We start from the raw sequence: 26,620 nt of genomic DNA, 5'->3' as shown, positions 1-26,620 counted from the left end.
CCATCATCCGAGCTGTATTAAGGAGAACAAGGAATGCGTCGTGTGGTGTTTAACCAGAAAGGGGGCGTGGGCAAATCCAGTATCACCGTAAATCTGGCGGCCATCAGCGCAGCTGAAGGCAACCGGACTCTGGTGGTCGATCTGGATCCACAATGTAATGCCAGTCAGTACCTGCTGGGGATGGATGCCTATGGCCATGGGGAAGGCCCGAAGCCAAATATCGGGACCTTTTTTGCTCAGACCCTGTCATTTCGTCTCAAGGAAAAGGAGCCCCGTGAGTACGTGCACGCGACGCCATTCGAGAACCTTTACGTGCTGCCTTCCGATGGGGAACTGGGTGAAATCGAGCATATGCTCGAATCCAAACACAAGATCTACAAGTTACGAGGCCTGCTTAAAACCCTGTCCCGTGATTTTGACACCATCTTTGTTGATACCCCGCCTGCCTATAACTTCTATACCTTGTCCGCGCTCATTGCCGCTGACCGGGTTCTGATACCGTTTGATTGTGATGCTTTCTCTCGCAAGGCGCTTTACACCCTGCTGGAAAATATTCAGGAAGCGCGGGAAGACCATAACGATGAGTTGAGGGTAGAAGGAATTATCGTAAACCAGTATCAGCCCCGTGCCCGACTTCCCCAGGAACTGGTTGCCTCCTTGCAGGAAGAAGGTTTGCCGATTCTGGAGAGCAAGCTGTCCTCTAGTGTGGTCATGCGTGAATCCCACGAGCGAGCGACGCCGCTGGTCAATATGCAGCCGCGGCACAAGCTCACTGATGAGTACCGGGCGCTGTTCCAGGAGCTGTCACATTAACCGGTTTCGGCGCCAGGCTCTGGCCCGAGCCGGACGGATTACCCGGTCTGTCTCGGCCACTCGCTGGTTGGCGACCCTGGCGGGTCGCCGTGGAGAGAAGTTATCCAGCCGGCTGGGGGAGGGCGCCGGGCAGGTTAAGCTACTGGCACACATGCTGTATGACTGGGCAACTGGGCGTTATCCCAATTTGCCCGGCTCAACCCTGCTTTCCATCACTGGGGCGCTGGTCTATTTCATGATGCCCCTTGATGCGATTCCCGACCCGATACTGGCGCTGGGCTTGCTTGATGATTTGGCACTGTTAAGTCGGGTCTGGAAGCAATGTCAGAATGACATTGGGAACTACAAGGCATGGCGAGAACAGCAGGTAGGGGATCCTGGTGGGGAATGATTATTACGATGCCCCGGATTTACGTCCCGGGTATCAAGGAAACGGCACGATCGTCTATGAGGCACTTTCCCCACTCAGTCTTTCCCAGCGATTGGGGCGGCTTAGGTTTGCCTGCTATCAACTCGTTGCCTCGCTGTTTGGTGCATTGCTGATTGTCCTGTTGATGTTGCTGTCTCAGCAGCTGCTGCCCCGGCCTTCAGGGGTGGCTGGCAGCTTGGTAGTCATTATTGTGCTTGCCGTTTATCTGCTGTGCCTGATGGTTCGTCGGCTCCATGACATGGGTAGAACCGGGTGGTGGGCCATGGTCAGCCTGATACCGGTGGTTAATGCCCTGCTAATGCTTTACCTGTTTCTGGGCGATGGCGACAGTTTTGTGAACCGGTATGGGACACCAAACCCTCCGCCAGGATGGCTGGTAATGCTGGTGGGAGGTCTTTACCTGGTGGTAAATGTCCTGGGCCTGCTGGTGACTCTGGCGTTGCTGGTCGCGGCCTGGCTGTTCCCGGAAATACTGAATGAATATATGCATAGATATGCCCATTACGGACCCGTGACTCCCTGGTAGCTCTGGGTTAGCGGTATTGCTGTGCCATATTCCTCATTTTGATGAATTTTGTGATAGTGTTTACTTTGATTCGCTCGGCATATTGACGGCGAACGACAACAATAAAGTCCAATAACAATTCTATGAGAAAGGGAGAAGCTGATGGCAATGCGTCTGCTGGGGAGCCTTATGGCACTCGCCATCTTGCCACTAAATGGTATGGCTGCCATTTCCAATGCCGATCTGGAAGAGTTTGAATTGGGGCTGTGGCAGGTTCGCGCGGATTTCCACATGCTGACCATCATGACTGGGGGCGAAAAATATGCCTCAGATCTGGACGGCTCCATCGACAAGGCACGTCGAGCTCTGAAACGCATTGATGCGGATGCCGAAGGCAGTGAGGAGCGTACGCTCGCTGTCGAGCTCAGTAATGAGTGGAACAAATTCGAAAAAGCCGCTAGCGCCAACACCATGGCTGAGCAGGGTTATACCGACACCTATACCATTCAGGATGTGAATGTGATTCCGTCATTGATGCTGGAAAAAATGGAAGCATTTGAGGGCGGCACTGCTGGCAAATACGATGATGTGCGAGAACTGGCAGCGTATCTGCAGCGGATGACATCCGAATATTTGAACGTGGCGGCGGATCCCAGTGGTGGCATGGCCGCCGGTACCGATGAAGGACGTATTGAATTCAAGGATGCTGTGCCACAATTTGAATCCATGCTGGCTGCAGCGCGCAAGAATCACAGTGGCGATGATGCCATGAGCCGGGCGCTGGGCCAGGTGAGCCTGAAGTGGCGCTTCATCCGTGAGTCCATGGTCAAGTTTTACGAGAATGCGGTGCCATTCCTGGTATATCGCTATACCAAGCAGATGGTTGATACCATTGACCAAGCTATCAGCCTGGCATCCACGGAAGTGGAAAAGCCCACCTTTGGGCCGGTTGAATAGCTCCGGCAAGTTTCAGTTGCACATTGATGCCCCCGCTCACGGCGGGGGTTTTTTGTTAGTTAGTAGAAAGGGGTATCGGGTGAGAAAGACGTTATGGATGACTGTGACCGGTGGGCTGCTGGCATTGGCAGCGAGCGGGCATGCAGCGATCAAGGCCACGGATCTGGCAGTAGTGGAAGCGAATGCATGGCGAGCCCGGATGGGGTTTCACTTGCTTGCTATTCGGGGTGACAACCCGGAAGACCGCGAATCTCTGAGGATCTTGCTTGCACAGGGCCAAAATGATGCATCGGCCCTGCAAGACAAGGCAGAGCCAGCCCAGGAGAAAGCCGCCATGGAACTGGGTGACGCCTGGCAGGCCCTATCTGACCGGGCGCTGGACAATCCCCTGGCTTCACTGGGTTATGCGGACTATGCCGCCATGAGCGAGATGAATACCACGACACTGGCGGTGATTCAGGTTGCCGAGCAGGCTCAGACCGACGAAGCCGATTATCTGGACATTGCTGACTTGTCCGTTGCCATGCAGCGTGTGGCCAGTGAGTATCTTGCACTGGCGGCATTCCCTTCTGCGGGTTTGCCCACGGGCACTGGGTTGAAGCCTATGGATTTTGCCAGCGAAGCCAGGCAGATTGATGAGAGCCTGGCTGCATTGAAGCAGAAGTACCAGGATGATGCCGCGGCCAGCGATGTGCTGGACTTTGTTGGGCAGCGTTGGGCCTTTGTGCGCTCTACAGTGCCGAAAATGAATGATACCGAAAGCAAAAAGGTGCCGTATCTGTTTTACCGTTATGCCACCCAGGTGGCGGAACGCGTTGAGGCGTTGGTCCAGGGGCAGTAAACGCCGGCCTTCACCAAACCCAAAATCAAGGCGGAGATTCCCCGGTGGGATTTCCGCCTTTTTATTGGGTATATCGTGGATTTACCGCCAGAAAAACTGCTCAATCGCCTGATGCCGAAGATCTGAAGCCAGAAACCGCAAACTGTCGTCGTTCAACGCGGCTCGGGTGTAGTTGATCTGGATACGCTTCACGGCCTGCCGTTTTGTCCTTTAAATCGTGCACGGCAGACGCTCTACCAATTCGACAACCCTCTTCTCGGCGATCTCACGGACAGACTGCAGGGCAGCTTAATCTGATCGCGTAGACAGCCAGTCAGCACTGATGCGCCAGGCATGGGTGGGTGCCTTTGAACCAGAAAAAACGCCGGCATGGCCGCCGGGGACTTCCTCGAAACGTTTATCCTGGCTGCCCACCAGCTTCATGATGTCCCGTGCTGCACGCAGGCTGACGATGTTATCCGTAGTGCCCGCAAACGCCAGCAGGTCTTGCCGGATGGATGAGAAATCCACTTCGCGGCCGCCGATGCGAATGCGTCCACGAGCCAGGCTGTTGGCCAGAATCATCTTTTCGATCACTTCGCGAACCACCGCACCAGGGTAGTCCACCATGTCATTGAACCACTGTCCCATGGTCATGTAGCCGGTGATGTATTCCCGGTCGGCCAGGTTGCGGATCAGATCCATGTACGCCTGAACCACCCCCGGTGGGTTGGTCATCTTGAAGCCCAGCGTGAGCATGCCCGCAGGGATGTGGAACAACTTGTCATCAAGAGGTTTCAGGCGAACCTTGAACCAGTCGTGCACCTGCATGGCAGGTATGGCTGCCAGCCCTGCCACTTTGCCAAAGGGGCCGCTCTTGTGAAAATTCACAGGACTGGCGATGGTGATCAAGCTGCCAACAGGGGCATCCGGGTGCCCGCCCAGATACATCAGGCACAATAGCCCACCCATGCAATATCCCATCAGGTTCACCTGATCAGACTCGGCGTGCTGTTTAACCGCATCCACCGCCGCTGGGAGCCAGCGGTTAACGTAGGTATCCAGACTCAGGCTGCGTTCTGCCTGGGAGGGCTTGCCCCAATCCACCAGGTAAATGTCATAACCCCGTGCCATAAGGTAAAGCGCCATGGAGCGGTTTGGCATCAGGTCATAGGTCCAGCAATGAATGCCCAGGGCCGGAATCAGCAGCAGGGGAGTGCGATGCTTGCGCTTTTCAACCGCCATGGTGTCGTCATTGAGGGGAATGCTGTCGCCGGGGGGCAGGCTGTAATGACGCACCGCCATGATCCCGTCCCGGTAGATCTCATCCCAGGGGGCCTTGTCCACCTGAATGAAGCGCTGCGGATGGCGGCGCCGCTCGACAATATGACCGACAGCTCGGAGGCCGGTCTGTAGCCTTGACGATGATGCCAACGCGATTCTCCCTGATGCGTATGTGGCCGGATTGGGCCATGCTCGGTCTGGTACACGGGTAAAAAAGTAACATGGACTGGGCCATTGTTACCGTCAGACCGGTATAATTGCCGATCCGGGGTGGTGTCCGTTTATCCATAGTGACGGATAAATGCTCAAACAGCCCCAAGAATGTAACGTTTTTACCGTGAAGGAGGCATTGGCCGCCGTGACAGACAGCGCCCCAACGTTTACCCGCCTGGATATCTGTAACAGATTCCTGGAATCCGTGCGCCATTCCAAGGTGCTTGGAATGGAAGTGCTCAGTGCAGAAGAATATTGCGTGCGTACCCGTCTTCCCTGGCGTGAAGATCTGGTCGGCAACCCGGACACCGGGGTCATGCATGGCGGTGCCATTTTCGCCATGATGGACCAGGCTGGCGGCATGGCGGTGACCTGTCGCACCTTCCCGGCGTTCGAAATTACCCCCACCATCGATTTTCGCCTCGATCATTTACGCGGGCCGGCAAAAGGAGCCGCTGTGGTGTGTGAGGCCAGCTGCTACCGGCTCACTAACCATGTGGCCTTTGTGCGGCTGACCAGTTGGGAAGAGGGCAGCGACGCCGAACCCATAGCCACCGGACTGGCCACCTATACGCGACTGAAAATTGATAACGCTGGCAAGGTAGTAGGCCAATGAATGTACTGAAATCTCTGATCGAGGACTGCCGCAGCGGCAAGGTTGAATACCAGGCGCTGGTTGACCACGTACCCTATGCGCGGTTTCTCGGCATTCAGGTTGTGTCCCAGGGGGATGAGCTTACCTTCGTCTTGCCGAAGAATGACAATGTGGTCGGCAACCCGACCCTGCCAGCCCTTCACGGCGGCGCTGTAGCGGGCTTCATGGAGCAGGCGGCCATTATTTTCATCTTGCTGCAGATGGGGGAGCCGCGGGTGCCCAAGACCATCGATTTCACCATTGATTATCTGCGCGCAGGGCATTTTCGTGACACCTATGCTGAGTGCAGTGTCACCCGCCTCGGGCGGCGCATTGCCAACGTCCATATCAGCGCCTGGCAGAAAAACCGGCAGGAGCCCATAACCCTGGCCCGTGCACACTTTCTGCTGTCGGACGATAACGCCTGAAGCTTGTGCCTGAGCCGGGCTTTTCCGGTTTGTCTCGGCTTTGAAGTCGCCGTTAGTGATTTACAGGGGACATTCATGCACGCGCTGTGGGAGTGTGCTTGCACGGGGAGGACCTTGACCAGGGAGCCCCCTGGTTGGCGTGCAAGTACGCTCCCGCACCATTCCGGCCCGTATGCAGCTAACGACATGGCTTTCATGGTGGGTTGTGATTTCACGCCAACAGCCGGTTCAAATGTCATCCAAACCCATTCCCTCAGATCCCGGTCAGCGTTAGCGTGGAGTGATATCCATAACAATGCCAAAGGTGCCGGAATGAAAATAACCAGAGTCAACACCCCGCCCACCCACATCAGCATTTATGAGAACTGGGATGGACCTGGCGCCGAGGATATCGAGGACAAACTTTCTACCCAACATGTGGAGGATGTGGTGGAGATTTTTCAGACACCACTGACCGGACACTACAACTGGGATTATGCGTCTGCAGATGGGCGGATTCGCAAGCTTTACCAATTGGGTAAAGAGTTGAACTGGAATGCAGATATGGATCTGGACTGGAGCCAGGACTTTCCACGCAGCCAGATTCCCATGGATGAATCCTTTAATCCCTTCAACGGCTGGGCACCCTTTGAGGCACTCAGTGACGACGAGAAGTTACGTTTTGGATGGCATAACCTGGCGTGGATGCTTGCCCAGTTCATGCATGGCGAGCAGGGCGCCTTGCTGGTGGCCTCGCAGCTGGCCAGCTGTGCCCCGTCCTATGATGCAAAATTGTATGCCGCCAGCCAGACCTTTGATGAAGCCAGGCATGTAGAGGCGTTTACCCGCTACCTGCAGGAAAAGGTCGGCATCCTTTATCCAGTCAACCCCAACCTCAAGTCTCTGCTCGACAAGATTCTCTCGGATCCACGCTGGGACCTGAAGTTTATCGGCATGCAGATCATCATCGAGGGGCTGGCACTGGCTGCCTTCAATACTCTGAAAATGACCGCCAAGGACCCCTTGCTGAAGCAGCTTGTGCACCTGGTAATTCGTGACGAAGCCCGACACGTTACCTTTGGTGTCAATTACTTGGAGGACTTTGTTAAGTCTCTTTCTCAAGAAGAACTGGAGGAGCGCGCCCACTTTGCCTATGAAGCCTGTGTGGTCATGCGTGAGCGGCTGATCAGCACTGAAGTGTTTGAACATTTCGGGTGGGATGTGGATGTCGCCCGGGAACAGGTGCTGTCCTCTGCCATCATGGGGCAGTTCCGTAATCTGCTGTTTACCCGCATCATGCCGAACCTGAAGCGCATCGGGTTGCTCACCGATTCGGTCAGACCGCGCTTTGAAGCCCTCGGGTTATTGCAGTTCGAGAACCTGGTGGATGACGGTGAGGTCGACTGGGCAGAGTTGTCACGCCCCCTCTATGAATAGTCGCTCTGCAGCGCTTAGCCGGGTTGTTCCGATTGTGGGCTGCCCGGTTTCTCCCTGTCATTGGCAAACGCCTGCACACGGCCCAGAGTAATGGGCTGGGACAGGGCCTGTTGCGTTGCATCATAGGCGTGCTCAAGGGCGAGATACCCCTGCGCAAGTTTGTTCGGGCCGCTGCGGGGCAGGGCATCGATGGTCAGTGTGACCAGGTTGGGGCGCTGCGGCGGGACCAGTGCCTGACTGTGGCGGCGACGCCAGGGGGAACGGGATTGCAGGTGGTGATAGAGTACCCGCTCGCCGGGCCAGGTGCCTGCCAGCCCATGACGGTCGGCAATGCCGCCGTCCCAATAGCGATGGCCATCAATTCTGGCGGGTTGAAACAGTCCGGGCACGGCACAGGAGGCATAGATGGCTTCCACGGCATTGCCACTACGCAGTACCCGGGTGCGGCGATGGCGGCCGTGCCAGGCGGAAATCGCAACAGGTCTGGGTGAGTCGGCCAGCTCTGTAACAGGGAGCAGCTGGCCCAGCATGTCTCGAAAATGGTTGCCGGCAAGCAGGCCCAGGCCAGGAGAGGGGTCCCAGAAATCGTCCTTGGTCAGCGAGAGCAAACGGCTTTCCAGCGCCGTCACACTGCATCCTGCGGCAACACAGGCGCCAACCAGTGCGCCAGCGCTGGACCCGGTGAAACGTGCCGGGTGAATACCGTTTTCAGCCAGGGCTTTGACGACACCGAAATGGGCAAAAAACCCAAAAAAACCGGACGACATTCCCAGCGTGAATGGCACGCGGGAAAGCCAGTCCGCCAACAAGGGCGCGGGCTGTGACACAAGGCGAATCCTCGATAATGAATAGTGGCAAGCGTACCGCGAGCACCCTGCAACACTCAATTCTGCTAATGGCAGTGGCAGTGACAGCCCTGGGCCAGACGCTGGTGTTTACCCTGTTGCCCTCATTGGGGCGAGCGACCGGCATGGCCGAGATGGAAGTGGGGCTTATCATCAGCTGTTCAGCGCTTGTCTTTGCGCTGGCCAGTCCGGTGTGGGGCACCGTAAGCGAGTCTCTGGGGCGCAAGAGCGTTCTGGTGATCGGCCTGACCGGCTATTCCCTGGGCACATTGATGTTCGCACTGGTTTTTCAGGCGGGCCTCAGTGGCTGGGTTACCGGTGGCTTGCTGGTGGCGGGGCTGGTGCTCAGCCGGATGCTGCAAGCGGCTATCATGGCGGCAACACCTGCTGCCGCTGCCGCTTACACGGCGGATATCACCACCCCGGAACAGCGGACTCAGGGTATGGGCCGTATCGGAGCGGCGAATAATCTGGGGACAGTCATCGGCCCGGTTTCCGGTGGCATTCTTGCTGCCATCACGCTGGTGTTCCCGCTTTATGCGGTTGCCATCATCACCGGGGTGATGGCGATTGGCACCGCCATTTTTCTGCCTCCTTCACCGCAGGTAAGGACTCAGCGAACCCTTGGCCTGATGCAAACGCTGAGAAAAGGATTGGGGGCGTATGCGGACCCCCGTTTGCGGGACTTGCTGATGACCGGGGTCATGCTGTTCATGAGCTTCGCGTTGATTCAGCAGACCCTGGGCTTTCTGTTTCAGGATCATTTTCAAATGTCGCCACAAGAAGCTGCTCGTACCTTGGGCATGACCATGATGGCGGCAGCCATTACGTCCTTATCCGGGCAGATCATTGTGGTGCAATGGCTGCGAGCGCCGGCTACATTGCTGATCGTCATGGCCGTGCCGGCCATTGGCGCTGGCGCTGTTCTGCTATGGATAGCGGACTCGCAGTGGTTGATGAGTGGTGCTGTGTTGCTTGTGGGGCTGGGACTGGGATTCGGGATGCCCGCCATCATGTCTCTGGCAAGTCTGCGTGTCAGCCACGAAGAGCAGGGGCGGGTAGCGGGTCTGGCCAGCGCCTGTCCTGCGCTGGGCTTCATTTTGGGACCACTGGTGGGAACAGGGCTATACACCCTGGACCATCGATGGCCCTATCTACTGGTGATGGTCTTGCTCGCACCACTTACCTTTCTCGCCTGGCGTCTGGTGAGGCGTTCGGTGCCTCACCAGAGTTAATTGCCCATGCCCTGGCCTTTCTCTCGCGCCAGCAGATCAGCTTTTCGTTCTACCCCCCAGCGGTAGCCTGACAGGCTGCCATCACGCCGAACGATGCGGTGGCAGGGAATGGCGACAGCAAGCACATTGGCTGCGCAGGCACTGGCTACTGCCCTGGCTCCGCCTGGTTTGCCGATCTTGTCGGCCAAGGCCTGATAATCCATCGTGGAGCCCATGGGGATCTTGCGCAGTGCTTCCCATACCTGTCGCTGAAACACGGTGCCGCGAATATCCAGAGGGATGGAGAGTCTCTCGCCGGGTGCCTCTACGAGGCCCGTGACTTGACTGACCCATTGGTTAAATGCCTCGTCAGGTGGACAGAACTCGGCCCTGGCAAAATGTCGCTGAAGTTCTTCCACTTGAGCGTGCGGGTCGTCGCCCAGGGAAATCCAGCACAGCCCCTTGTCGCTGGCAGCCACAACCAGAGCGCCCAGGGTAGTGTCTGCGACCGCAAAGGTCAGAATTTCGCCCTTGCCGGATTGCCGATGGCTCCCGGGTGGAAGACTGCTGAACTGTTTGAACTCCGTATAGAACTGACTGCTGGATTGATATCCCGCCTGGAGAAGGGCATCGGTATTGCTGCGGCTGTGTCCCAGCTCCCGGTAGATGCGCTGCTGACGCAAGGCTCTGGCGTAGTCAAACGGTGTGATGCCAATTTGTTGCCGAAACGTTTTCTGTAAATGCGCAGGTGTGTAGCCAAGAACCGACGCGAGAGTGTTCAGGTTGGCCTGGTCCGGGTCGCGTTCTATTTGCCGACAAACGCGCACTACCAGCTCCGATGGTTCCTTGTTGTCATCAAGTGGGTGGCAGCGTTTACAGGGTCGATAGCCTGCCTTGAGCGCGTCTTGGCAGTTATCGAAAAAACGCACGTTTTCCGGGTTGGGTAGCCGCGATGGGCAGCCGGGTCTGCACACGATTCCGGTGGTAACCACTGCGTAGCAAAAAGGGTATTGCGGATTTCGGGTCCTTGAAGCCAGTATCTGCCAGCGGTAGGCATTCAGATCTTGGTGGTCATTCATGCTTGGACGACTCATTGGTTCCATAAGGCAATGATGCCTGTGTGAAACCCGGCCCGCATCCGGGATCTTGTGATCACAGCCGAAAAAAGCAGTGCGGATAAAATCTGCATCACGTACTTACGCAGATATGGGCTGGTCAGGCGTCAGAGCCTTACCATCCCGCATTTCTGCGAATAAGAGAAATATAAAAAAGGCAGGCCACTGGCCTGCCTTCTTCATCTGGTTCTGTCAGCGCAGATTACTTGGTGTAGGGCATCAGCGTCAGTTCTACACGACGGTTTTGCTCACGGCCGCCAGGGGTGCCGTTGCTGGCGATGGGTTGGGTCTCACCAAAACCGACTACATCCATGCGAACTTGCTGAACACCATGGCTGCCAAGTTGATTGGCAACGGCCTGGGCACGCTGCTGGGACAGCAGCAAGTTGTAACGGTCGCCACCGGTGCTGTCGGTGTGGCCAGCCACTTGAATCATGGTGGATTCATATTCCTCAAGCACTTCGGCTACCGCTTCCAGCACAGGAGCAAACGAAGACTTCACGGTGCTGCTGTCAGTGTCAAAGGTCAGGTTGCCCGGCATGTTGAGGATGATGTTGTCACCGTCACGGGTTACGGAAACACCAGCCCCTTCCATTTTCTGGCGCAGTTTTGCTTCCTGAACATCCATGTAGTAACCCACGCCACCGCCGGTCACGGCGCCGATGCCGGCCCCAGCCAGCGCGCGTTCCTTACGTTCTTTGGCGCTGTCAGACGTGGCGATACCGATCAATGCGCCCGCGACTGCGCCGATGGCGGCGCCAGAAGTGGCTTTGGAAGTCTGCTTTTCCCCGGTGTAAGGATTAATTGTGCTACAGCCTGCAAAAGCTACGGCGCTGGCAAGAACCAGAGAACCGGCAAAACGTTTCATGGAAGCTCCTTGGACGGAAAGAATGTAATAGATTTTTTTAATGGTTTAGGCGCGTTTTAACCATAGCTGCGGTGTAAAAGCTGGTAAAGTCCCGCCTCGTATTTTTGCCAACAGTACCTACAAAGGACAGGTCAAACAGTGAAAAGTTCGACGTTTACACCGCCCTCACTCCAGTCACTGGACAAACGCTTGCGTATGCAACGCTGGTATTTTGCGCCCAGACTGCGTGGGGTTGAAAATGTCGACCCGCAACGCCCGGCCTTGTTCGTTGGGAATCATGGCCTGTACGGTTTGATTGACTCGCCGCTGTTTGTGGCCGAGTTGTACCGGGAAACAGGGGTGTATCCGAGGGCTCTGGGTGATCATTTTCATTTCGTGATTCCGGGTTGGGGTAGCATGCTGCAGCGTTTTGGCGCGGTGGATGGTACTCCGGAAAATTGCCAGGAACTTATGGAAAGTGGACAGCATGTGCTGGTATTCCCTGGCGGCGGGAGGGAAGTTGCCATGCGCAAGGGTGAAGAGCACCGGCTGGTCTGGAAGCAGCGAACAGGATTCGCCAGAATGGCCATTGCCCATGGTTATGACATCATCCCGTTTGCCTCTGCGGGCTGTGATTATACCTATGACGTTCTCTACGATGGTGATGCGTTCAGACAATCACGGTTTGGCAAGCGCATCTTGAAGAACAGCAGGGTGAACAAGCTGCTTCGGGATGGAGATCTGTTCATGCCCTTGGCCCGTGGAGTGGGGCCGACGCTGCTGCCAAAACCCGAGCCATTGTGGTTCCAGATTGGCGAACCCATTTCCACTGAACGCTGGGCTGGGCGGTCAGCAGATAAAGAGGCATGCTGGGAATTGCGCGAAGAAGTGGCAACTTCCATTCACGGCATGTTGGCAGAGCTTGATCAGGATCGTTCTGTGGCGCGGCGCAGGGGTTGGCGAAAGTGGCTTCTAAAGGATTGAATGCGGCCTGAAGTCGTGTCCGAAAAAGTTCATTAGCTGTCCCGCTACGCCAGTGAAATAGCCCTGATTGAGCGCTAACATGCGAAAAAATCAGGAGAAAATTCCATGCGACGCTGGAATGGCTGGGGCGATAGCGCCAACGAATACCCTCTCAAACCGTCCGGGTTGCGATTTCTTCAGTCGCGGCTGGGGAATGCTTCTCCTCTGCAGGACGCTGAACTGGCCTCTGTTATCGCGGCGGTGCCGCAAAGCCGATTGAATCCCCATCCGCTTATTGATACTGCCCCGGAAACCCGGGTGCGCCACGCCCGCGGACAAAGTCTTCCGGATTGGCTGGCTATGCGCTCCGGTCAATTTGATCACTTCCCTGATGGGGTGGCAGAGCCGGAAAATTCCGCTCAGGTAAGGGAACTCCTCGATTGGGCTGCCGGGCAAGACATCATTGTCATTCCCTATGGGGGAGGTACGTCGGTTGCTGGTCATATCAATCCCCAGGCCAGCGACAAGCCTATTCTCACGCTTTCCCTGGCGCGCATGAACCGCTTGCTGCATCTTGATTGCGAGAGTCAGATAGCCACCTTTGGTGCAGGAACCCCCGGTCCACTGCTGGAGCAACAGCTGAAGGAGAGGGGGTATACCCTGGGGCATTTCCCCCAGTCCTGGGAGTTGTCCACTGTGGGGGGCTGGGTGGCCAGCCGCTCCAGTGGCCAGCAATCCATGCGTTATGGCCGCATCGAGCAGATGTTTGCGGGTGGCCGTGTGGAAACGCCCCGCGGCACCCTGGATATTCCCGCTATCCCGGCCTCTTCGGCAGGCCCGGATATCCGTGAGATGGTGCTGGGGTCCGAGGGGCGCCTCGGTGTTATCACCGAGGTGAAAGTGCGGGTGACGCCACTGCCGGATGTGGAAACCTTTCAGGTGGCATTTGCCCCGAACTGGGATGTGGCGGTGGAACTGGTTCGCGGCCTGACCCAGTCCCGCCTGCCGCTTTCCATGTTGCGTCTTTCCAATGCGGAAGAGACACGCACCCATTTGATGCTGGCCGGTCATGAGAAACTGGTATCCCTGTTGCATCGCTATCTTTCCGTGCGGAGCTGTGGTGATCGCAAATGCATGATCACCTTTGGTGTGACTGGAGACAAAACCCAGAGCCGGCAGATCCTGGCAACGTGTAAACGCCGCATTCGTGCAGCTGGCGGCGTGATGGTGGGCGAATTGTTGGGCCGAAAATGGGAAGAATCCCGTTTTCGTTCTCCGTATCTGCGCCATGGCCTGTGGGAACATGGCTATGTGGTCGATACGTTCGAGACAGCAGTTAACTGGAATCAGGTCACCCCGGCCATGACCGCCATGGAACAGGCGGTGAGAGACAATGCCGGTGACGGAGAGCAGGTGCATGTCTTTACCCACTTGTCACACCTTTATCCGCAAGGTTCCAGTATCTATACCACTTACGTGTTCCGCAGTTCAGACAGTTACGAGAAGACGCTAAAGCGCTGGCAAGCCATGAAAGCCGCTGCCAGTGAGGCTATCGTCGCCCATGGCGGGACCATCAGTCATCAGCATGGGGTTGGCCGTGATCATGCGCCGTGGCTGCACCACGAGAAAGGCGAGCAGGGTATGCAGATGATCAAGGATCTGCTGCAGGCCATGGACCCGCGCCAGCAACTCAATCCGGGCTGCCTGATCCAGGATCAGGACTGACACGGGCAGGGAACAGACAGGGATACAACATGCTTGGCAAACGACAGGACATGACTCAGCTGGCTGATCAGCAATGGGATTTGCTGGTGATCGGTGGCGGGATAACCGGGGCCGGTGTGATGCTGGAAGCCGCTCGACGTGGCTTGAAGGTACTGCTGGTAGAGCAACGTGATTATGCCTGGGGGACTTCCAGCCGATCTTCAAAGATGGTGCACGGAGGCCTGCGTTATATCGCCCAGGGCGATGTGAAGCTCACCCGTCATTCATTGCTGGAGCGTGAGAGGCTACTCAGGGAACTGCCGGGTCTGGTAGAGCGGGCGACCTATCTGTTTCCGCTACGCAAGGGAGTGTTTCCCGGCCGCTGGCCCATGAAGGCGATTCTGTGGTTGTACGACTTTCTTGCCGGGATTCGTGATCATCGTTATCTCTCACTCCAGCAGGTGAAGGAGCGAGCCCCATCCCTGAACGCCGATGGACTGACCGGTGCCATGAGCTACACGGACGCGCTCACCGATGACTGCCGTCTGGTCATGCGAACCCTGCTGGAAGGGGCGCGGCATGGTGGAGTGGCGTGTAATTACCTGCAGGTAACCTCGGTGAAGCGTGATGAAAAGGGTTTCACCGTGAGCCTGAATGATCAGGTAGCAGACCAGGATGGCGCCGTACGAGCGGCTCAGGTGATTAATGCCACCGGGGCCTGGGCGGATCGATTTTCCGGCAGTGAGGCCCGGGTAAGGCCGTTGCGTGGCAGCCACCTTTTTGTGGACCCCGAGCGTCTGCCGGTGAGTGACTGTTTGACGGTCATGCATCCGGATGATGGCCGACCGGTCTTTGTCTTTCCCTGGGAAGGGGTCACTTGCGTGGGGACCACAGACCTGGATCATCCGCAGGATATGGACATCGAAGCCAGCGCATCCAGTCAGGAGGTGGACTACCTGCTGACCCTTATCAATAGCCAGTTTCCGGGCCGGGATATTTCCCGTAAGGATGTGTTTGCCACCATTGCGGGGGTGCGTCCGGTCATTGCTTCAGGCAAGGGTGTGGACCCGTCAAAAGAGCGCCGTGATCATGCGGTATGGGGCGATAACGGGGTGGTGACCGTGAGCGGCGGCAAGCTCACCACGTTCCGTCTCATTGCGCTGGATGCCTTGCTGGCCACGGGCCTGATTGATGAAGCCGCGCATCGTCAGGGGCAAAAAACCAGGGATCCCATGTACCGCCCGCTGGAGTCTGCACCTTCGGCGGTGGAGAACTTTCTGCATGCTAACCAGGATGACACGGCATTCTTCGACTGGTTATTGGAGCATGAGGCTGTGGAGCATCTGGATGATTTAATGTTGCGCCGTACCCGCCTGGGTCTGACTCGACCCCATGCCGGGCAAGCCGTTATTGAACAGCGTCGTCTGCAGATCCAGAGTGCACTTGGCTGGGATGACGTGCGCTGGCAACAGGAGCTGGACCGCTACCTGAATATTCACCAGCAATTTTATGGTGTCCCTACTGGCGTGCTTGAAAGCCGCAAGGCGAGCTGATGGATAGCCCCCTGTTTTTGGCGCTGGACCAGGGTACCCAGAGTGCTCGAGCCATGGTGTTTGATGCAACCGGTGAACTGGTGGCCAAATCCCAGCGTCATATCGAACCCTATGTGTCTGCGCAGCCAGGCTGGGCAGAGCAGGATGCAGAGTATTTCTGGGAAGAGCTTGGTCAGGCCTGTCAGGCGCTGTGGCTGGAATTTCCGGAGTTGAAGGGGCGGGTAACGGGAGTGTCGTTAACGACCCAGCGGGCCTCCGTTGTGTGTCTTGATTCTCGTATGAAGCCTCTCAGGCCAGCGATCATCTGGCTGGACCAGCGCCGCACTGCGTCACCACCGATACTGCCCTTTTGGCTGGCGGCGCCGGTAAAGTTGTTGGGGCAGGGCGAAACCTTGCGTCAGTTTCAGGCCAAGGCAGAGTGCAACTGGCTGGCCGAGGACGAGCCTGAAATCTGGTCAAAAACGGCGCATTTTCTGCTGCTCTCTGGTTACCTGAATTATCGCCTTACCGGTGAAATACGTGACTGCACGGCTTCCCAGGTGGGTTACATCCCCTATGACTACAAGCGCGGCCAGTGGGCTGCCAGCCATGATCTCAAGTGGAAGGCGCTGAGGGTTCATCCGACGCAATTGCCGTCGTTGATGCCTCCCGGCGAAACACTGGGCCGCATCACAGAAATGGCCAGTCGTCACACCGGGATTCCGGAAGGTCTGCCGGTGATTGCCAGTGGCGCAGACAAGGCCTGTGAAGTGCTGGGCGCCGGTGCGTTTTCGCCGGAAGTGGGGAATCTCAGCTATGGCACCACTGCGACCTTCAACACCTGTAACCAGAAATATGTTGAGCCGATTCCCTTTGTTCCAGCCTATGGCGCTGCAGTACCGGGGAGATACAACTCCGAAATTATCGTTCAGCGCGGTTACTGGATGGTGAACTGGTTCAAGCGGGAATTTGCCCGCGAAGAAGTGGACCGGGCCGAACAGTTGGGGGTGTCTCCGGAAACCCTGTTCGAGGAATTTCTGCAACAGACCCCGCCCGGTGCCATGGGGCTGACTCTGCAGCCGTTCTGGAATCCCGGCGTGAGAATCCCCGGGCCTGAGGCCAAGGGTGCCATCGTCGGTTTTGGCGATGTTCATACCCGTGCTCATCTGTATCGCGCGATTATCGAAGGCATTGCCTATGCCTTGCGCGAGGGCAAGGAGCGGCTTGAGAAGCGCAATGGCGTGCCAGTCACTCGCTTGAAGGTGTCCGGTGGAGGCTCCCAGAGCGATGCCATCATGCAGATCACCGCGGATATCTTTGGATTGCCGGCAGAGCGCCCCCACACCTCTGAAACGTCCGGGCTTGGGGCTGCCATCAACATTGCCGTGGCCACCGGGGTGCATGCCGATCATGGCTCAGCAGTTGCTGCCATGACACGGCCGGGGGCACGTTTTCTACCTCGTGAAGAATTTACTGACACCTACGACAAGCTCTACCAGCAGGTTTACCGGCGTCTTTACCCGAGATTGGCGCCGCTGTATCGCTCGATTCGTCATATTACCGGCTACCCGGCGCGCTAGCCGGATGCTCTTCAAGGGCGCCAAGGCCATCAAGCCTTCCTCGCTGACTCTGTGCTAGGCTCACTGTTTTGCAGAGAGTGGGTTGCTGCATGCGATGGATGTCCCTGTTGCAGGTTTGTCTGACGGCCTTGTTGTTCTGGCCATTCGGCCAGTCTGTTTACGCGAGTGAAACCGATACCCTGGCGGCAATCCGTGCAGACCTGCAAACAGGATCGTTGCGCCCGTTGCTGTCACGACAGACCATCGTCAACCTGCCCCAATCCTTACAGGAGAAATGGCTCGCTGAGGTCCGCTTTGAGACGTTTGCCGTCACTGGATTCAACCAGAACAGTGAACGTTATGCCGCACGTGTGCGGCTGCATCTTGCGGAGGGTGAGGGGACGGATAATATCGCCAGCGTCACTTTCATCCGTGTTGCCGGCACCCCGGGAACGCAATATACCGTCGATCAGTTCTATGATTACGCCACAGGCCTCGATCTGGTTTCTCTGCGATCGCAGCAGGCCTGGCTTGCCTCCCGTTCCGGGGAAATGTTTATGACAACCCTGAGCCAGGATCCGGGAAATCCCGATCTGGCTAAGCTTGCCCAGGGCAGGGCAGCTCCCCTGGCCTTGTGGCTGGCCCAGTGTAGTGACAAGCCCTGTGAGTTGGCAGCATTGCAGGCACAGATCGATACAGGACAGCCAGCACTGTGGCAATTGCGGAAGGCGTTTGCGGATAACGACAGATCTGCGGTTGATTCACAACTGTCGGCTTTGCGATCGGCGCTGGGTGATGATCCCTGGTTCTGGCAGATCACTGGCATATATGCCCGTCATCACCAGCATTGCGACTGGGTGGTTGTCCCCCTTCAGGATGCCTGGAAGGAGCAGCCGAATAGCCGGTCTCTGGCTGACAGCGCCCTGCAATGCTCCCTTGCTGCCATTCCTCAGAATGTGGAGACACTGGATGCCCGCGGAACCGTTTTCCTGGATCGGCTGTCTGAGCAACTAGGCCCACAGCGTCTCTCAGCGGCCATCAAACGTTACTATCAACACCAGCAACGTGTGACACCCGGTGCATTGAGCCCCTGGATGAGTGAAACCACAGGAGAGTGAATCATGCGAGTTTCTGACATGGCCAGGCAGGCGGATACCACCAGCGAGACGGTGCGACATTACACGGATATTGGTCTGCTCAAGCCACGGCGTGATCCGGGGAACGGCTATCGGCATTACGATCTGGCAGATCTTCATCTGCTGCGCTTTGCCATCAAGGCCCGCTCGTTGGGCTTTACCCTGTCGGACATCCAGTCGCTGGCCACCGCGTCGGAGGAAGGTGAAACGCCTTGTGGTCAGGTGCGCAGCCTGATCGAATGCCGTCTCGCCGACGTGGAGACCCAAATCAGAGAACTGCAGGCGCTGAGTCAGCGTATGCGCTCCGCCATGGCGGAATGGGAAGACAAGCCCGACTGCCACCTGGATGACGGTCGGGTGTGTGGTTTGATTGATGCGGTGGTGGGGGATGAGGGCAAGGGCTGAAGACGGGGTGAGCCGGTCTCCGCCATTGCCTGGCAAACCGCTAGTTGTCTTTATTCTTCCCGGGCTCTTTGGCCTTTTCCTTGTCAGCGGCAATCTTTTCAGCTGCGGCTTCGGCGCGAGCTTCGGCCTTTGCTTCTTCCTTCGCCACGTCTTCTTTCACCAGCCCCAAGATATGCCATCCCGCCTTGGGCTCAGGTTGTGATTCGGCGGTAAAGACCAGAATACGGTCACGGCCATCAATGGCAAACAACGGCCAGACCTGACGCCCCGGTGTGTTCAGGTAGGCGTCAAAACCAAATTCTTCGGTGAGACGGGTCTTGCGAATTTCCGCACCCTGGCTGAGCAGACTGGCGAGACGGGCATAGGTCATTTCCGGGCCAAACAGGGTCGCGCCACGGTGCTCCGGGGCCACCTCGTGCTTCACTTCCTTCTCGGTTTTCTGGGTGGGGAGACTGAAGATATTCTGCTCACCAAATTCAATTCGGTAACGCATGGTAGACATGGTATTGAGTTCGCGGCGCGGGCTCAGGCCGAGCAATTTGCCCGAACCCACCAGATCCAGATACTGGTCGGCATGCTGTGACACGGGATTACCGTAAAACGTCCCCAGCCCTTCCATGCGTGCGGCACGGATAGACTCCCAGCTGGAGTCGGTGACGGTGACCGGGAACTGGTTTTTTTGCAGGGCGGAACCGATGGCACGGGCAACCGGGTTGGCGCCGATGATCAGGAAACCGCGAGGGGCAGGTTCTGCCACCTTGAGTAATCGTGCCAGCGGGCGTGCTGTGAGGCTTTGCAGGGCAACCGTACCGATAATCACCATAAAGGTAAGCGGCACCAGCATTTCGGCTCCCTCAACCCCATTCTGGGTGAGTCGTTCGGCAAACAGGGCAGAGATGGCCGCGGCAACGATACCTCGCGGGGCAATCCAGGCCAGCAGTGATTTCTCACGCCAGTTCAGCGAGGAGCCCAGGGTGGATGCCAGCACGGACAGGGGCCGGGCGACCAGCTGAATGATGACCAGCACAGCCAGCGCCGTGGCACTGAGCCGGCTCAGTTCCTCCATTTCCAGCCGTGCAGCCAGCACAATGAAGAGCACGGAAATCAGCATCACCGACAGGTTCTCCTTGAAGTGGAGAATATCGTCAGTGCGCACACCCTTGCGGTTGGCGAGAACGATACCTGTAGCGGTTACGGCCACCAAGCCGGATTCTTCGCTGAGGCCGTTGGCCAGTACGAATTCACCAATGACAGTGGAAAGCACCAGAAAACTGCGCAGGTATTCCGGTATCAGGTGACGACGCAGGAGCTCTGCAAGCCCAAGGGCGACAACAGTGCCGATTCCGCCACCCACGAGGATGGCCTGGAAGAACAACCAGAGGGAATGAAGGATGGCGCCATCCTGGCCGGTGGCCACCACCAGCTCATAGGCCAGTACCGCGAGGATCGCACCGATCGGGTCGATCACGATACCTTCCCAGCGCAGCAAGCGGGACACGCTGCTGACAGGTCGAACACTGCGCAGTAACGGGACAATCACTGTGGGGCCTGTGACGACGACCAGCGCACCAAACAGCAGGGCCAGCCCCAGTGGCAGCTCCAGCAGCCACCAGGCAGAAAGGGTAACCACAGACCAGGTAATCAGCGCCCCCCAGGTCACCAGTCGCTGCACGGTTTTCTCAAGGCCTCGAATCTCGTCAAAGCGCAAGGTCATTGCGCCCTCGAAAAGAATGATGGAGACGGCCAGGGAGACCCCGGGAAGCAGCAGATCACCGAACAGATCCTGCGGGGAAACCACGCCGAAAAGCGGGCCGAGGGCAAGCCCGGTGAGCAGCAAGGGGAGGATGGCTGGCAGTTTGATCCGCCACGCGAGCCACTGACAGCCAAAGGCAACAACGGTAATGATGGCTAGCTGGTAGGCGATTTCTAGTTGCATGCAACACCCTGGCAGTCAGGAAAAATCGTGAGTCGGGGCAGGGCGTGGGGCTGAATATGTCTGATCCGTGTCAGGTAAACTACGCTGGCACTAAAACCTGTTGACGCAAAAAGCATGCAGTACACTCATAATGGTTCGGGCTAATACTCACAGCCTGTCTGGCCGCTGGCAACCGCTTTCTGGGCCCTTTTACGATTGTGTTAAGCCAAGCGGTTGCTTGCTTACCTGTTCGTGAATCGTGTTCATTTTTCCGTGAAGGCCGGCGCCAGCCAGGTTAGACTTGCTGCTCGCCTACTCAACGGGATGTCCCTATGCCAACTATCAGCCCCGGTCGACTGGCCATTATCCTTGGCTCACTGGTCGCGCTCGGGCCCTTGGCCATTGATACCTACCTGCCTGCGCTGTTGAGTATGTCCGGCCATTTTCAGGTGCCCATCCACGACGTGGAGATCTCGGTCAGCGTTTACGTGCTGGGCGTCGCCGTGGGGCAATGGCTGGGCGGGCCGTTCTCGGACCAGTTTGGTCGCAAGCCGGTTGCGTACGCCGGGTTGGTATTGTTTGTCGCTGGCAGTTTGATGATCCCGTTCTCCGGGGATGTGGAGCAGCTGTATTTACTGCGTTTTCTTCAGGCTCTGGGGGGCGGTGCCACGGCGGTGATTGCCGCCGCGTCGGTGCGTGATCATTTTTCTGGCAAGGAAGCGGCCAGGGTACTGACCTCGATCGGTCTGGTGATGCTGTTGGCCCCGTTGCTTGCCCCTGCTGTGGGCTCGTTGCTGCTTCATCTGGCTGGCTGGCAAAGTATTTTCTACATGCTCGCCCTTTATGGGGTCCTGTTGGGGCTTGTGGTGGCTTTTTTGCTGCCCGGCGTACCCTCCCAGGGAGGGAGCGAGCCGCTCCGAAAGCGCTTGTTTACGGCCTATGGCAGAGTGATCCGCCAGCGCCGTGCCATGGGCTTCATTCTGGCTAACGGGCTGTCCTTCAGTGCCATGTTCACCTTCATCACCGATGCCGCTTTCCTGTACATGGATTATTTTGGCCTGAGCGCAGCCCAGTTTCCCGTGGCGTTTGGGGCCAATGTGGTCACCATGCTGCTGCTGAACCGGCTAAATGTCATTTTGCTGCGTTACTACGATACGGCTGCCATCATGCGCACGGGGTTGATGATACAGAGTGCGGCGGCGGTGTTGATGCTGGTGCTGGCAGTGAGCGGCCTGCTGACCTTGTGGCTGGTCATCCCACTCATCATGGTGGTCTGCGGCATGATGGCGCTGGTGATGCCAAACGGTATTGCCTGTTTTCTCAGTCTGTTCGAACGAGACAGCGGGGCAGCCACAGGGCTAAATGGCGCCCTGCAGTTTCTGCTGGCGGGGGTGGTCGGCACGGTGTTGGGCAGTTTCCACAATGGCACGCCGCTGCCGATGGCACTGCTCATGGTGGTGGCCAGTGTTGGCGCTCTGACACTGTTTCTGGTGCTCACCCGCGAGCAAGCACCGTCCTGAAACTACTGTCGAGTGTGTTGCCTTGCTTTCATGGGCGGCAATGCAGCAACGGTAATGGTAAGCAACAGTGGCAGCAGCCAGGGCAGGGCAAGCCAGCCACTCAGGGGCAGCTGCCCATCAAACAGTCGCTCCCCCAGGGGCCACAGGGCAATGCCATGAATCATGGTGGCCAGCAGGGCTGCACCGCCCGCCATGAACAATGCCTGCAACGCGGCGGTTTTACGCAATAACCTGTTATCCGCGCCCAGGGTCATCAACAGGCTGTTGTCACGTCGTAACTGGTCAGCAGTAGTGAGCAATGCGGCTCCGAGCACCAGCAGTGCGGCAATCATCAAGAGCGCCCCCACCATGAACGCTGCCTGGCTGGCCTGGGCTACGATGGCCTTCAGGTTGGCCAGGATTGCGTTCACATCCAGCAGGCTGATTTGCGGGAACTGTGCCACCAGCTGGCTTAGCTCGGCGCTTTTAGTCTCCGGCATGAAGAAGCTGGTGATCCAGGTGCGATTCTGTGCGGCCAGGGTGCCTTGCGCGAACATGAAATAGAAGTTGGGAGCGAAACTCTCCCAGTCCACTTCGCGCAGCCCGGTGACCGTGGCGGTGATCGGTGTGGCAGAGCCGGTGAAAGTGAGTTGATCACCGATCTCAAGCCCCAGTGAGCTGGCCAGCTTGCTTTCCACGGTGACTTCCCCGGGGTGCTCTGCCATGCGCCCGGCAGTGATCTTGTTACTGTCCGGAAGCGTATTGCTCTCGGTCAGAGACAGGTCACGGTTGAGGGCCCGTTCCGCACGATCTTCTTCCTTGGTGACCGCATCGCGAACAGATTCGCCGTTGATTTCTGTCAACCTTGCCCGCACCACCGGATAAAGGGGCTGGGCCTGACTCTCGTGGCCTTTCAACCACTGCTGGAAACTCGGCAGATCGTCATCAAACAGATTGATCACAAAATAATTGGGGGCTTGTTCCGGCAAGGAACTCTGCCAGTCATCCAGCAGCTGTCTACCGGCCTGCAGGGACATGGAAAGCACAGAGAGGGAAATAATCAGTGCGGCCAGTAATGGCAAGGTCGTGGCCTTGCGGCGGCTGAGCCTGCGAAAGGCAAGCCTTGCGGGTAATGGGGCATGGCGCAGAACACGGTCCACGAGCATGACCAGTGGCCACAGTATCACCGGCAAGCCTGCTGCCACGGCGCCAGTCAGCAGCAACAAAGGCCACAGGGTGGTGAAAGAGCCAGTCAGTAGCAGGGCCAGTGGTACCGGTGTAATCAGTGCGATAATCAGGGGAGCCTTGCTGGTTTTTTCATCTTCTCCGCGCAGCAGGGCCAGCGGGGACTGGGAAAGTTGCTGCCAGAGTGTGGGGGCGGCAAACCCAAGCCACAGGACTACCGGACCCGCCAGCCCCTGAAGGGCGGCGTGCCATTGAAAGCGGGCGCTGCTCTCCAGTCGCGTCGCCACTTCACTGCCGAGCAGGGAGGCGAGCATTACACCGATCAGGGCAGGCAGTAGCAGGGCAAGGGCATCATGACCCAGTAGCCGTTGTGCGATCTGTTGCTGACTGGCGCCGACGGTTTTCATGACCGCACAAAGCGTCTGTTGCTGTCTGGCCCGGTGCCGTGAGGTGAGAAACAGGGCCGCTGCGCACAGCAGAACCACCAGCATGATGGCAAGCTGTGACCAGAGAAACAGCTGTTGAATGGGGCCGCGCTCCCGCAACGCCGTGTTAACCACAGTCTCCAGTTCCTGGTCCGGGCGTAACGTGGGTTCCAGCTCCCGGGTGATCCTTTCACGCTCACTGGCCTCGGCAGCAACCAGAAAATTGTGGTGATAGCGGCTGCCTGCCCCGAGGACCCCGGTGCTTTCAAGGTCAGCCATGGCAATCATGGCGCGGGGATTCATGCTGTAAAAACCGGATTGCTGGTCCGGCTCCTGAACGATCACTCGCTCTATCAACAGTTCGCGGGCGCCCAGGGTGATGCGTTGCCCGACCTTGAGCTGCAATCGATCCAGCGCCTGGCCAGCCAGCCAGATATTGCCGGGCTTCGGACCAGCAGTGGCGATATAGGGGGGGGAGAACCGGTCGTCACTGACTTGCAGGTCGCCGTAAAGGGGGTAGCTGTCAGAGACAGCGCGAACGCTGGCCAGCAGGAACTGCTCCTGGTGAATCAGCACACTGGCAAAGCTGGTGGTCTCGGTATGCGGCAGAGCTTCAAGCAGTGTGCGCTGTTCGGGTTCGGGAAAGCGCGTACCGTCCAGTACCAGGTCGCCGCCCAGGGCCACGGCTGTGCGCTGATTGAAGCGGTCGTCAACGCTATTGCGCAGCACCAGCATGGTGGTCATGGCGAGGGCGGCGATAAAAATTGCCAGAGCCTGCAGCCGGAAGGCGTTGGAGCGCCAAACCTTAATCACTGAGCCGGCCCTCGTTCAACGTGAACTGACGCTGGCAACGCTCTGCCAAAGCCTGGTCGTGAGTGACCAGGACCAGTGCGGTGCCCTGTTCCTGGTTCAGCTGAAACAGCAGGTCGGCCACATGCTGACCGTTGGCATAGTCGAGGCTGCCAGTGGGTTCATCGGCAAACAGCAGGGCGGGGGACACCGCAAATGCCCGGGCCAGTGCCACCCGTTGCTGCTCGCCACCGGAAAGTTGTGCTGGATAATGTTGTTGTCGTTTGCCAAGGCCGACTTGATCGAGCCACTGCCTGGCGGTTTCCCGTGGTGCAGAGTTGCCAAGGATCTCCAGAGGGAGCATCACATTTTCAATGGCGTTGAGGTCAGCCACCAACTGAAACTGCTGAAAAACAAACCCGCAATGCTGGCCACGTCGCCTGGCGCGCTGATCTTCGCTGAGATCGCTGAACGATTCGCCTTGCAGACTTACCTGGCCTGAGGTGGGGGTATCCAGGCCGGCGAGCAGAGAGAGCAGGGTGGATTTACCCGACCCGGAAGGGCCGGTAATCGCGACGCTGTCTCCGGGAAATACATCGAACGTGATACTCTGCAGGAGTTTCAGGTTCCCTTCCGGGCCGTTAACCTCTTTACCAAGATCCTGTGCGTGTAAAACCGGAGATTTATTATTCATGTCAGTCAGGCTACTCATGTTGCAGCGTCATCGGGTAATGGCTGTGTTGATGCTTGTGACCGCGATGCTGGTCGCGGGTTCAGCCAGGGCACAGTCCGTGCTGATTCTCGGCGATAGTATCAGCGCAGCCTACGGGATGGAAAAATCCCAGGGCTGGGTGCACCTGTTCGAGAAGAAGCTGGTGCCCCATTGCACCAATGCACAGGTGATTAATGCGTCAGTAAGCGGCGAGACCAGTGCGGGTGGCAAGTCCCGGCTCCCTGCTTTGCTGGGCGCCCACAAACCGGATATCGTGGTCATTGAGTTGGGCGGCAATGACGGGCTCCGTGGTCTCTCGCCGATCGCCATGCGTCGTAATCTTGAAGCCATGGTGGCATTGAGTCGCGACAGCGGCGCCACCCCGGTATTGCTGGGAATGCAGATACCACCCAACTACGGCCCACAATACACCCGCCTGTTTGAGCAACAGTTTCAGATGGTGGCTCAGCAGCAGAAAGTCCCCTTTGTGCCGTTCTTCCTGGAAGGCATTCTTGAGCACGGAGGTTTTCAGCCGGATGGTATTCACCCTGTCGCTGAAGCACAGGCTTTGTTGTTGCGCAATGCCGAGTCGGTACTGAGCCCCATTCTTCCCGATTGCTACGTGGGCAATGACTCTGCGACGGAGGCGGATGACCATGTTTGATCTCATGTCTCCATGGGAGAGCATTCTTGATTACTGGTTTGAGGATGGCCTGAGTCGCGGCTGGCCCAGTGATCCGGCAACCCGTAAATGGTTTCGCGCGTCAAAGGGGGATGATGCAGAAATCGAGCACCGCTTCGGGGATGCCGTCAGTGCTGCGCTGCAGCAGGAACTGGTGGAATGGGAGCGACACCCGGAATCCCGGCTGGCGTTGATTTTGTTGCTGGATCAATTCACCCGCCACATCCATCGTGGCACAGCCCATGCCTTTGCCGGAGATCACCGAGCCGCCACGCTGGCAGTGGAGGGGCTGTCGCGGCGCATGAATGCCAGCTTGCCGGTCTGCGGTCAGGTGTTCTTCGTGATGCCGCTAATGCATTCTGAAGACGCAGACCTGCAGGACTTGTGCATTCGCAACCTGGAAGAAATCGAGAAAACCGCACCGGAATTTGCCGTCAATCATGTTCAGCTGCACCTTGCTTCGGCTCGGCATCATGCGGAAATTATCCGTCGTTTTCAGCGGTTTCCCCATCGTAACAAGGTGCTGGGTCGTGACAGTACTCGTGAGGAGTTGCAGTTTCTGGAACAAAGCGGACGGTTTGGCCAGTAACGCC

At 57.6% G+C, this 26,620-nt stretch carries 25 protein-coding genes; 18 read left to right on the top strand and 7 right to left on the bottom strand.

The features are described 5' to 3' along the window. The first annotated feature begins 33 nt into the window (after positions 1 to 33). The 5 genes from GQF00_RS02860 to GQF00_RS02840 all read left to right on the top strand — a co-directional run bounded on the left by GQF00_RS02860 (position 34) and on the right by GQF00_RS02840 (position 3,546). A complete protein-coding gene (locus tag GQF00_RS02860; protein ID WP_161317638.1) occupies positions 34 to 813 on the top strand; it encodes a ParA family protein in 780 nt (259 codons plus the stop codon). Further along, positions 776 to 1,204 carry a YkvA family protein gene (locus tag GQF00_RS02855; protein WP_161317637.1) on the top strand — a complete coding sequence of 143 codons (429 nt, stop codon included), beginning with the start codon at positions 776 to 778 and terminating at the stop codon, positions 1,202 to 1,204. Before GQF00_RS02860 ends, GQF00_RS02855 begins: the two co-directional genes overlap by 38 nt. Next, a complete protein-coding gene (locus tag GQF00_RS02850) occupies positions 1,194 to 1,769 on the top strand; it encodes a DUF805 domain-containing protein (protein WP_161317636.1) in 576 nt (191 codons plus the stop codon). Before GQF00_RS02855 ends, GQF00_RS02850 begins: the two co-directional genes overlap by 11 nt. 141 nt (positions 1,770 to 1,910) lie before the next feature. Then, positions 1,911 to 2,705 (top strand): hypothetical protein, encoded by a 795-nt coding sequence (locus GQF00_RS02845; protein ID WP_161317635.1) that lies wholly within the window; start codon positions 1,911 to 1,913, stop codon positions 2,703 to 2,705. Positions 2,706 to 2,784: 79 nt separating this feature from the next. Further along, positions 2,785 to 3,546 carry a hypothetical protein gene (locus GQF00_RS02840; RefSeq protein WP_370519455.1) on the top strand — a complete coding sequence of 254 codons (762 nt, stop codon included), beginning with the start codon at positions 2,785 to 2,787 and terminating at the stop codon, positions 3,544 to 3,546. A 288-nt stretch (positions 3,547 to 3,834) separates the two neighbouring features. Here the strand turns inward: GQF00_RS02840 and GQF00_RS02835 are convergent, their stop codons facing one another. Then, positions 3,835 to 4,959, bottom strand: a complete 1,125-nt coding sequence (locus GQF00_RS02835; protein ID WP_161317634.1) for an alpha/beta fold hydrolase — start codon at positions 4,957 to 4,959, stop codon at positions 3,835 to 3,837. Between the two features lie 208 nt (positions 4,960 to 5,167). On the opposite strand from GQF00_RS02835, the gene GQF00_RS02830 reads away from it, so the two are divergent. From GQF00_RS02830 to GQF00_RS02820, 3 genes are all read left to right on the top strand, one after another. Next, positions 5,168 to 5,638: a PaaI family thioesterase gene (locus GQF00_RS02830; protein ID WP_287962646.1), complete on the top strand. Its 471-nt coding sequence runs from the start codon at positions 5,168 to 5,170 to the stop codon at positions 5,636 to 5,638. After that, positions 5,635 to 6,084 (top strand): PaaI family thioesterase, encoded by a 450-nt coding sequence (locus GQF00_RS02825; RefSeq protein ID WP_161317633.1) that lies wholly within the window; start codon positions 5,635 to 5,637, stop codon positions 6,082 to 6,084. The genes GQF00_RS02830 and GQF00_RS02825 overlap by 4 nt, the downstream gene beginning before the upstream one ends. Positions 6,085 to 6,396: 312 nt before the next feature. Continuing rightward, the gene (locus GQF00_RS02820) at positions 6,397 to 7,500 is read left to right on the top strand and encodes a ferritin-like domain-containing protein (protein ID WP_161317632.1); all 1,104 of its coding nucleotides are present in this window, start codon (positions 6,397 to 6,399) and stop codon (positions 7,498 to 7,500) included. 14 nt (positions 7,501 to 7,514) lie between these two features. Here the strand turns inward: GQF00_RS02820 and GQF00_RS02815 are convergent, their stop codons facing one another. Next, on the bottom strand, positions 7,515 to 8,327 hold the full coding sequence (locus GQF00_RS02815) for a patatin-like phospholipase family protein (protein ID WP_370519454.1): 813 nt from the start codon (positions 8,325 to 8,327) through the stop codon (positions 7,515 to 7,517). A 17-nt stretch (positions 8,328 to 8,344) separates the two neighbouring features. Between GQF00_RS02815 and GQF00_RS02810 the strand changes: the two genes are divergently transcribed. After that, a complete protein-coding gene (locus GQF00_RS02810) occupies positions 8,345 to 9,580 on the top strand; it encodes an MFS transporter (protein ID WP_161317631.1) in 1,236 nt (411 codons plus the stop codon). Here the strand turns inward: GQF00_RS02810 and ada are convergent. Beyond that, on the bottom strand, positions 9,577 to 10,638 hold the full coding sequence (gene ada, locus GQF00_RS02805) for a bifunctional DNA-binding transcriptional regulator/O6-methylguanine-DNA methyltransferase Ada (protein WP_161317630.1): 1,062 nt from the start codon (positions 10,636 to 10,638) through the stop codon (positions 9,577 to 9,579). The genes GQF00_RS02810 and ada overlap by 4 nt on opposite strands. 238 nt (positions 10,639 to 10,876) lie before the next feature. Continuing rightward, positions 10,877 to 11,542: an OmpA family protein gene (locus tag GQF00_RS02800; RefSeq protein WP_161317629.1), complete on the bottom strand. Its 666-nt coding sequence runs from the start codon at positions 11,540 to 11,542 to the stop codon at positions 10,877 to 10,879. A 138-nt stretch (positions 11,543 to 11,680) separates the two neighbouring features. On the opposite strand from GQF00_RS02800, the gene GQF00_RS02795 reads away from it, so the two are divergent. From GQF00_RS02795 to GQF00_RS02770, 6 genes are all read left to right on the top strand, one after another. Next, positions 11,681 to 12,505, top strand: coding sequence for a lysophospholipid acyltransferase family protein (locus tag GQF00_RS02795; protein ID WP_370519453.1), 825 nt, complete (start codon positions 11,681 to 11,683; stop codon positions 12,503 to 12,505). 105 nt (positions 12,506 to 12,610) lie between these two features. Further along, entirely contained in the window at positions 12,611 to 14,209 is a 1,599-nt protein-coding gene (locus tag GQF00_RS02790) for an FAD-binding oxidoreductase (protein ID WP_161317628.1), read from the top strand. A 29-nt stretch (positions 14,210 to 14,238) separates the two neighbouring features. Next, positions 14,239 to 15,741 (top strand): glycerol-3-phosphate dehydrogenase/oxidase, encoded by a 1,503-nt coding sequence (locus GQF00_RS02785; protein ID WP_161317627.1) that lies wholly within the window; start codon positions 14,239 to 14,241, stop codon positions 15,739 to 15,741. Further along, entirely contained in the window at positions 15,741 to 17,300 is a 1,560-nt protein-coding gene (locus GQF00_RS02780; RefSeq protein ID WP_161317626.1) for an FGGY-family carbohydrate kinase, read from the top strand. Before GQF00_RS02785 ends, GQF00_RS02780 begins: the two co-directional genes overlap by 1 nt. Before the next feature lie 89 nt (positions 17,301 to 17,389). After that, entirely contained in the window at positions 17,390 to 18,397 is a 1,008-nt protein-coding gene (locus GQF00_RS02775) for a hypothetical protein (protein WP_161317625.1), read from the top strand. Positions 18,398 to 18,400: 3 nt separating this feature from the next. Continuing rightward, positions 18,401 to 18,820 carry a MerR family transcriptional regulator gene (locus GQF00_RS02770; RefSeq protein WP_161317624.1) on the top strand — a complete coding sequence of 140 codons (420 nt, stop codon included), beginning with the start codon at positions 18,401 to 18,403 and terminating at the stop codon, positions 18,818 to 18,820. A 40-nt stretch (positions 18,821 to 18,860) separates the two neighbouring features. Here the strand turns inward: GQF00_RS02770 and GQF00_RS02765 are convergent, their stop codons facing one another. Continuing rightward, the gene (locus GQF00_RS02765) at positions 18,861 to 20,756 is read right to left on the bottom strand and encodes a sodium:proton antiporter (protein ID WP_161317623.1); all 1,896 of its coding nucleotides are present in this window, start codon (positions 20,754 to 20,756) and stop codon (positions 18,861 to 18,863) included. A 311-nt stretch (positions 20,757 to 21,067) separates the two neighbouring features. Here GQF00_RS02765 and GQF00_RS02760 point away from each other — a divergent pair, with 311 nt between their 5' ends. After that, a complete protein-coding gene (locus tag GQF00_RS02760) occupies positions 21,068 to 22,255 on the top strand; it encodes a multidrug effflux MFS transporter (protein ID WP_161317622.1) in 1,188 nt (395 codons plus the stop codon). Positions 22,256 to 22,257: 2 nt separating this feature from the next. Here GQF00_RS02760 and GQF00_RS02755 read toward each other — a convergent pair whose 3' ends face one another. Together GQF00_RS02755 and GQF00_RS02750 are read right to left on the bottom strand one after the other, a co-directional pair. Then, positions 22,258 to 24,657 (bottom strand): FtsX-like permease family protein, encoded by a 2,400-nt coding sequence (locus GQF00_RS02755; protein ID WP_161317621.1) that lies wholly within the window; start codon positions 24,655 to 24,657, stop codon positions 22,258 to 22,260. Beyond that, positions 24,650 to 25,327 (bottom strand): ABC transporter ATP-binding protein, encoded by a 678-nt coding sequence (locus tag GQF00_RS02750; RefSeq protein WP_161317620.1) that lies wholly within the window; start codon positions 25,325 to 25,327, stop codon positions 24,650 to 24,652. The genes GQF00_RS02755 and GQF00_RS02750 overlap by 8 nt, the downstream gene beginning before the upstream one ends. On the opposite strand from GQF00_RS02750, the gene GQF00_RS02745 reads away from it, so the two are divergent. Both GQF00_RS02745 and GQF00_RS02740 read left to right on the top strand, forming a co-directional pair. Then, positions 25,326 to 26,009, top strand: a complete 684-nt coding sequence (locus GQF00_RS02745) for an arylesterase (protein ID WP_237440355.1) — start codon at positions 25,326 to 25,328, stop codon at positions 26,007 to 26,009. The two genes, GQF00_RS02750 and GQF00_RS02745, sit on opposite strands and share 2 nt — an antisense overlap. Next, positions 26,002 to 26,616, top strand: a complete 615-nt coding sequence (locus GQF00_RS02740; protein ID WP_161317619.1) for a DUF924 family protein — start codon at positions 26,002 to 26,004, stop codon at positions 26,614 to 26,616. The genes GQF00_RS02745 and GQF00_RS02740 overlap by 8 nt, the downstream gene beginning before the upstream one ends. Positions 26,617 to 26,620 lie beyond the last annotated feature (4 nt).

Source organism: Alcanivorax sp. DP30 (assembly GCF_009882945.1).
GTDB lineage: Bacteria > Pseudomonadota > Gammaproteobacteria > Pseudomonadales > Alcanivoracaceae > Alcanivorax.
Note: the sequence above shows the minus strand (reverse complement) of the source record. Positions and strands in the feature narration are given on the sequence as shown.